Source organism: Steroidobacter cummioxidans (genome assembly GCF_003104955.1).
Genome location: NZ_LSRW01000037.1, coordinates 49509 through 56461, shown reverse-complemented (window position 1 = coordinate 56461; position 6953 = coordinate 49509). Strand labels below are relative to the sequence as shown.

The window sequence follows — 6953 nt, the reverse complement described above, 5'->3', positions numbered from 1 at the left end:
GCAGCGTCAGATGTGTATAAGAGACAGGTCTTACCATGGTCGACGTGACCCATGATGGTGACGACCGGCGGACGCGCTTCGAGCTCGTGCGAGGCATCGGTGGCCTGCAACTCGTCCTCGATCGCGCTCTCCTTGTGGAGCACTGCCGTATGGCCGAGCTCTTCCACCACGAGCACCGCAGTGTCCTGATCGATGGGCTGGTTGATGGTGGCCATCACGCCCATGTTCATCATGACCTTGATGACTTCGTTGGCCTTCACGGCCATACGCTGTGCGAGCTCGCCCACCGTGATGGTCTCGCCGATCTGCACATCGCGCTTGACCGGTGCGGCCGGGCGCTCGAAGCCATGCTGCTGGCCGACATTGATCTGCGACGGACGGCCCCGCGAACGGGCGCTGGTCGCCGCCTGCTGTTTCTTTTTCTTGAAACGGGCGCTGGCATCGCTCGACACGTGCAGCTCGGCGCGCTGCGGACGGTCGCTGGTACCCCCGCGCTTGCCGCCGGCAGTACGTTCCGCTGCACGCGGCGGGGCCGCAGCAGCAGCTTCCTGTTGCTTGCGTTCGGCTTCGGCACGCGCCGCAGCTTCGGCCATGCGACGAGTCTCGTCTTCGGCGGACTGACGCGTTTCCGCGTCCGCCATGCGACGAATTTCGTCCTCGAGCTTCTTCTGCTCGCGAGCCGCAAATTCACGCGCTTCCGCTTCAGCCTGCTCTTTCTGCAGACGAGCCGCTTCCTGGCGCGCCGCTTCAGCCAGCGCTTCTGCGGCCGCCTGCGCTGCACGCTCTGCTTCAGTCTGCGCAGCCGTCTGAGCTGCGGCAGCAGCAGCGGCAGCCGCCTGCTCGGCAGCAATCGCCGCATCCTGTGCAGCAGCCGCCGCCTTCTGAGCCGCAGCCCGGGCCGCCGCTTCTTCGGCCGCAGCCGCGCTCGCGCGCTCGGCAGCCTGATCGTCGACCACAGGCGTCGCCGGACCGCGAGCCTGCTCTTCGAGCACGCTGCGATTCAGATACGTCTTCTTGCTGCGAACCTCGACGTTGACCATGCGCGCACGGCCCTGCGCCGAGGCGACTTTGATTTCGCCCTGGGACTTGCGCTTCAAGGTGATCTTGCGCGGCGCCGTCGCCTCCTGCGTGCGCCCGTGCGAGCGCCGCAGGAACGTCAAGAGCTCCATCTTGGCGTCGTCGCTGATCGTGTCATTCGCGCCGGAGACTTGAATCCCGGCTTCATCGAGCTGCGTCAGCAGCCGCTCGACAGGTACCTTCAGTACCTCGGCAAACTGGCTTACCGTCACATCCGCCATATACGCCCTCCCGACCCGCTTCTAGTTACGACCCCGCTCAAGCCTGTTGCCCCGCGGAGTCGAACCAGTGCTTACGCGCCGCCATGATGAGCGCGCCCGCGCGCTCGTTATCCACGCCTTCGATCTCCGTCAGGTCATCGATCGCCTGCTCGGCGAGATCCTCACGCGTCACGATGCCTCTGCTGGCGAGCTTCCGCGCCAGGTCGTCGTCCATGCCGTCCACCTCCAGCAGATCCGCTGAAGGCTCGGCACTGTCGATTTCTTCCTCGCTCGCGATCGCCTGCGTCAGCAGCACGTCGCGCGCACGATTACGCAGCTCCTTGATGATCTCCTCGTCGAACTCCTCGATGTTGGAGAGCTCGGACGCCGGCACATAGGCGATTTCTTCGATGGTCGAGAAACCTTCCTGCACCAGGATCGCCGCCACGTCCTCATCCACGTCCAGCTGATCCTTGAACTGGTCGATGAGCTTCTGCGACTCGCCTTCGCTCTTGGCTTCGGCGGCCTGCTGCGTCATCACGTTCAATTCCCAGCCGGTCAGCTCGCTGGCCAGACGGATGTTCTGACCGCCGCGGCCGATGGCCTGCGACAGCTTCTCTTCCGTCACCGCGATATCCATGGAGTGCGAGTCCTCGTCGACGACGATGGACACCACTTCCGCCGGCGCCATCGCGTTGATCACGAACTGCGCCGGATTGTCGTCATAAGGAATGATGTCGACGCGTTCGCCGGCGATCTCGTTCGAAACCGCCTGCACGCGCGAACCACGCATACCCACGCACGCACCGACCGGGTCGATGCGGCTGTCATTGCTCTTCACCGCGATCTTGGCGCGCACACCCGCATCGCGAGCAGCGCCGAGGATCTGGATCAGCCCCTGGCCGACTTCCGGCACTTCGAGCTTGAACAGCTCGATCAGGAATTCTGGGGCCGTGCGCGTCAGGAACAACTGCGGTCCGCGCTGCTCGGTGCGCACATCCGCGAGATACGCCTTCACGCGATCCTGCGCACGGATCGGCTCGCGCGGAATCATCTGATCGCGCGCGATGAAGCCTTCGGCATTGCCACCGAGGTCCACGAACACGCCGTTACGATCGACGCGCTTGACGATGCCGGACACCAGCGTGCCCTGGCGTGCCTTGAACTCATCGACCACCTGCGCCCGCTCAGCCTCGCGCACCTTCTGCACGATGACCTGCTTGGCGGTCTGCGCTGCAATACGGCCGAACGCGACCGACTCCATCGGCACTTCGACGTAGCCGCCGACTTCGGCGTCTTCGGAAATGTCCTTGGCGTCTTCCAGGCGCAATTCGCTGTCCGGGAATTCCAGCTCGGTGGAATCGTCCGCGAACACTTTCCAACGGCGCCAGGTGTCGTAGTCGCCGCTCTTGCGATTGATGGAGACGCGCACGTCGATGCCCTCGCCGTGACGTTTACGGGTCGCGGACGCGAGCGCCGCTTCGAGCGCCTCGAAGATGATTTCCTTGTCGACGCCCTTCTCGTTGGAGACAGCGTCCACGACCATCAGAATCTCTTTGTTCATCGTGCGAACTCCGCTATACGCTTACCGCGACTCCCGTCGCTCATACGTCATACGTCCGGGATCAACCGCGCCCGGTGAATGTCTTCGATCGGCAAGCTCACTTCGCCGCCGTCCGTCGCGAGCGTAATCTCGCTCTCGCCTACCTTGTGCAAGCGCCCCTGAAACCGCTTGCGACCGTTGATCTGCTGGATCATCTCCACCTTGACCCGCTCGCCCGCAAAGCGCGCGAAATGGGCCTGAGTCCTGAGCACCCGATCCAGCCCCGGCGAGGACACTTCCAGGGTGTACTCGTTGGGAATGGGATCGGCCTCGTCCAGCACATTGCTGACGGCCCGACTCACCTTCTCGCAATCGTCCACGGAAATGCCGTCCGGGCTGTCGATGTACAGCCGCAACAGGCCGCCGCCGGCGCGCGGCGCGTACTCGATTTCCCACAGCTCGTAACCCAGATTGGCCACGACCGGGCCGAGCAGCTCGCCCAGCTGTTCTCGCAGCATCGGTCACCTCCGGGTTGACTGTGGGGCCAGGCTGCCCCCGCTCCGGCGCTTGCTACCCGCGCCGGAAGAGCTCCGCCGGGCCGGTTTTTACCGTCGCCGAAACGAAAAATGGGCCCCAAGGCCCATTCTCACTCTCCGTCCCTACCTGCCAGGCAGCCTTGAGGGTACTGCCCGACTCCCCTAATTCGTCGTGTAGGTGCCTTCTTGCGAACCGGCCACTTCCCCGCGGCGGTCCCCAGAAGCGAAAAAGGCCCTCAAATCGGGCCCCTTCAAACCCGGACACCTTATATATGCCCGGCAGCGCTACCTACAACCCCTGTCGGACCACCTGACACCTGTTACCAGGAGGAGACGATCGGCAAGGGCCGCGGAGTTTAAGGGGGGTGGAGGGGGGATGGCAAGCGGTGTGGTGTGCAGCCCCTATTCTCCTTTACGTCCTTCACCGTCGACGAGCCTCAAGTTCCATTTCCACCATGAGACCGCCTGCACGACTAACTCTGCAGCGAGAATCCCGCCTTCTCCAGGCGCCGGAGCAGGGTCGAAATCAACGCCAGATGATCTAGGCATTCGTCTATGGAATCATTGATCTTGTACTCGTGCCCTCGTGGATTACGAATAGCCATAATCGCGCCAGAGAATATGAATTTGTAACCCGCCTGCTCATCCTTTTCAGAATCCGTTCCTAGTGGAGTAAGGGCTAGGAGTGGCGATGTCTCCTGGAATGCCTTCATCATAAGCTTATAGCCCGATTCAGATATCTTAGAGATACGCGCGACTTCCTTATCTAGATACTTACACGCTTCAAACGTAGCTTGAGAGTAGTAGCTGTCGTCAAACATCCTTCTCACCAGAGCCGGCAGCATCGGATGAATGTTTTTTGTTTCGAAGGGATGCTCAACCGAGCCAAGCTTGACTACTTCGTCAGAGAACAAGTGCGCGCGCCGCGCGATTCTCTCAAATACTCCCAATGCTTTCTTATGCATTTAAAAGATTCCGCTTAATGCTCTGAAAAATTCGGTCGTATGTCTCCTGGTCCCCTTGCGCCGGCAGATTTATCTCGATTCGCACAGTTAGACCAACAGCCCCGGGTTCGCGATGCGCTAACCCGTCGAGCCCCCTCTTCGGCTCGATAACATCTGCGGGCTTAGTAGCGCGCTTTTTCGGACTAGTGGCTCTAACCGACGTCTTCGCCGCTGGCGCCTTGACCTTAACTGTCTCTCCGTGCCCGCTTAGTGATGCCAAGGTTTCGAACGCAATAGACTGCCTAGTCGCCGTCAGCTCGCTCGTTTCATCATGGACTCGAAAAAATCCAATCAAGCTGGATCTATCGGCACCCCACGCAGCAGCCCCCATTGTGTCGAACAACTCTGCATACGCCTCCTTAACTACCTTCTCTAGCTCAGAGGCAAAAGCATCGTCCTGGTGTTTCGAAAAGACAGTCCCGGCAAGACTCGTCTTCTTTCCCTGCTCATCCACAAGCCCCAGAAAACGAAGAACGTTAATCACTACTGATTCATTTCCAGGAGCGAGAGAAAGCTTCTTGAGTGTTTCGGCATCGACCCTAGAAGGAAACATCTTTCTAAGCTGCGCGAACGTCTGCACGATCATTCCCGTACTAGGAACGTATGGATGAGGCCCACCCTTGCTCCCAACATCTTTGGTCATTTTTTACCATCTCCAATTTTTAGAGAATCGAGATAAAGCAGTAACCTATAGACAGATATTGGCCGTGCACATCAATCGTCGATGTCGTGCCCAACCTTCCCAAATGCTATCACCTCGCCCCCTCAAGAGCGCGATCCGCGCCAAGCAAGTGTTACCTAATTATGAGACGCCCCATAGAACGGAGGGGCAAAGCAAGCCAGGCAGGCGGTCATATATCTAATTTGATAGCCGCTTTAATCATCCCCCCGCTATGAACCCCGAAAGACTCTGGTCCAGTGGGAGAATCGCCGGATGATAAAGTTGACTTCGCGGTATGACTGTCGTTAGATCTGCCTTGGTGCTCAAAACACTTGCCTTGCGCTCGAAGCGGCTCACCGCTCCCGACAGTCAGCGGTCTCTTCATCACGCAGGAGACCATCATGCCGCGCACCTCCTCCCCGCCAACTCAAAGTCAGCCCCAGCCACTACGACGTCCACTCACGCCAGTGGCCGCCACCGCCACCCGTTCCTTTCATCCGCCTCCGCGGCTACTGGCTGGATAAAGCCGGCTTCGGCGTCGGCCAGCGAGTAAACATCCAAGTCAGCGACCGCTGCATCACCCTCGTGCCCGCGGACACCTGACATCGCGATCAACGGCGAGCGAATGACCCCTGATTCGTTCGCTCGCACTCCAGCTGGAGTGCCCACTGTTAAATTCTGTTCTCCGCGCGGAACTCCTCGCCAACACTCCCGCGCTTCCAGCGCGCGGGTGGCCGCACTCGAAACGGCAACTGGCGCGCGATGTACTAGGGGCTTTACCGCACGCGACGCACGGCGCTCCGTAAGTGCTATCTGGTGATGCCATAAAGCTTCCGTCTCATCTCAAGCCTCGTTGTCACGACCAAAAAGTGACACTCAACTGAGCACATCAGCGCCGAACACCACGCTAGTCTCCAAAGACCACGCAGCAGGCATGAGCCAAGGAGTGACGCGTGCCACGCATTCTCAATTTCTACATGGATGATTCGGGAACACGCGCGCCGAATCGAGAACCCCTGCCCTACAACAAGAACGCTCGTGAATTCTTCGCTCTTGGAGGCGTTCTCATCGATGAAGATGCCGAAGCAGCAGCTCGAAAGTTGTACGATGAATTCTGCACACGATGGTCTATCTGCTATCCGCTGCACTCCGTTGAAATTCGCCATCGTAGAGAGCGGTTTCTATGGCTCGGTCGAGATCGATCCGAACGCAACCGATTCATGAACGATCTTAGTCGAACCTTGCTGTCGCTCGATATTCTCGGGCTTGCATGTGTCATCGATCGCCCTGGATACGACGCTCGCTACCGCGCGCAGTACGGCCACCGTCAGTGGCACCTGTGCCAGACCGCGTTTGCAATTGCCGTGGAGCGCGCGGTGAAGTACGCGCGGACAATGGATCGTAAATTGCGCGTCTTGCCGGAGCGCACTAGCAAAGTCGATGACGACAGACTCGCTCGGTACTACGACGATCTGCGGACGAGCGGCTCGCCTTTCGCCAAGACTTCGTCGGCGCGGTACTCGCCACTGACAGCTACCGAGTTCAGCGAGACGCTCCATGAGATTCGGTTCAAGACCAAATCATCACCGATGGCTCAGGTCGCAGATCTGTACCTGTGGCCAATCGCTCTCGCTGGCTATGAGCCGGAGAATCGAGCCTATGTGGCGCTGCGATCCTCTGGTCGATTGATCGAGAATCGGCTTTCTCCATCGCAGGCCGACGCAGGAGGATCGAAATACAGCTGCTTCGAACTCGTCTGCCGACATCGACGCGGGCGCTAGAAACAACAAAGGCCCAGACAGTGTCTGAGCCTTTGAGGCGGCCCCCATACGAAGACCTCGTGGGCGATGCCCGGTCGTTATATTACTCCGCGATGTCTTTCTGTCCAGAGGAAAAGATTCGACTTATAAACACTCCGTATTTGGAGGTGCG

Annotated in this window: 7 protein-coding genes; 2 read left to right on the top strand and 5 right to left on the bottom strand. The window is 59.7% G+C overall.

Annotated elements, in window-relative coordinates; genetic code table 11:
• The 5 genes from D0550_RS18590 to D0550_RS18570 all read right to left on the bottom strand — a co-directional run.
• On the bottom strand, positions 1-1298 hold a 1298-nt coding region (locus D0550_RS18590), incomplete at its 3' end, for a translation initiation factor IF-2 N-terminal domain-containing protein (RefSeq protein ID WP_174842503.1).
• Positions 1299-1335: 37 nt separating this feature from the next.
• Positions 1336-2841, bottom strand: coding sequence for a transcription termination factor NusA (nusA, locus tag D0550_RS18585; protein WP_116810688.1), 1506 nt, complete (start codon positions 2839-2841; stop codon positions 1336-1338).
• Between the two features lie 47 nt (positions 2842-2888).
• Positions 2889-3338: a ribosome maturation factor RimP gene (gene rimP, locus D0550_RS18580; protein ID WP_116810687.1), complete on the bottom strand. Its 450-nt coding sequence runs from the start codon at positions 3336-3338 to the stop codon at positions 2889-2891.
• A 491-nt stretch (positions 3339-3829) separates the two neighbouring features.
• Positions 3830-4321: a TIGR02391 family protein gene (locus D0550_RS18575; RefSeq protein WP_116810686.1), complete on the bottom strand. Its 492-nt coding sequence runs from the start codon at positions 4319-4321 to the stop codon at positions 3830-3832.
• Positions 4314-5003 (bottom strand): DUF5343 domain-containing protein, encoded by a 690-nt coding sequence (locus D0550_RS18570; RefSeq protein ID WP_153067227.1) that lies wholly within the window; start codon positions 5001-5003, stop codon positions 4314-4316. The genes D0550_RS18575 and D0550_RS18570 overlap by 8 nt, the downstream gene beginning before the upstream one ends.
• A 327-nt stretch (positions 5004-5330) precedes the next feature.
• Between D0550_RS18570 and D0550_RS37160 the strand changes: the two genes are divergently transcribed.
• A complete protein-coding gene (locus D0550_RS37160; RefSeq protein ID WP_116810696.1) occupies positions 5331-5624 on the top strand; it encodes a SymE family type I addiction module toxin in 294 nt (97 codons plus the stop codon).
• Positions 5625-5998: 374 nt separating this feature from the next.
• The gene (locus D0550_RS18560) at positions 5999-6802 is read left to right on the top strand and encodes a DUF3800 domain-containing protein (RefSeq protein ID WP_116810684.1); all 804 of its coding nucleotides are present in this window, start codon (positions 5999-6001) and stop codon (positions 6800-6802) included.
• Positions 6803-6953: the final 151 nt, after the last annotated feature.

Coding starts and splice junctions, on each gene's coding strand:
- nusA (WP_116810688.1), bottom strand. CDS start 2,841: ATGAACAAAGAGATTCTGATGGTCGTGGACGCTGTCTCCAACGAGAAG.
- rimP (WP_116810687.1), bottom strand. CDS start 3,338: ATGCTGCGAGAACAGCTGGGCGAGCTGCTCGGCCCGGTCGTGGCCAAT.
- D0550_RS18575 (WP_116810686.1), bottom strand. CDS start 4,321: ATGCATAAGAAAGCATTGGGAGTATTTGAGAGAATCGCGCGGCGCGCG.
- D0550_RS18570 (WP_153067227.1), bottom strand. CDS start 5,003: ATGACCAAAGATGTTGGGAGCAAGGGTGGGCCTCATCCATACGTTCCT.
- D0550_RS18560 (WP_116810684.1), top strand. CDS start 5,999: ATGGATGATTCGGGAACACGCGCGCCGAATCGAGAACCCCTGCCCTAC.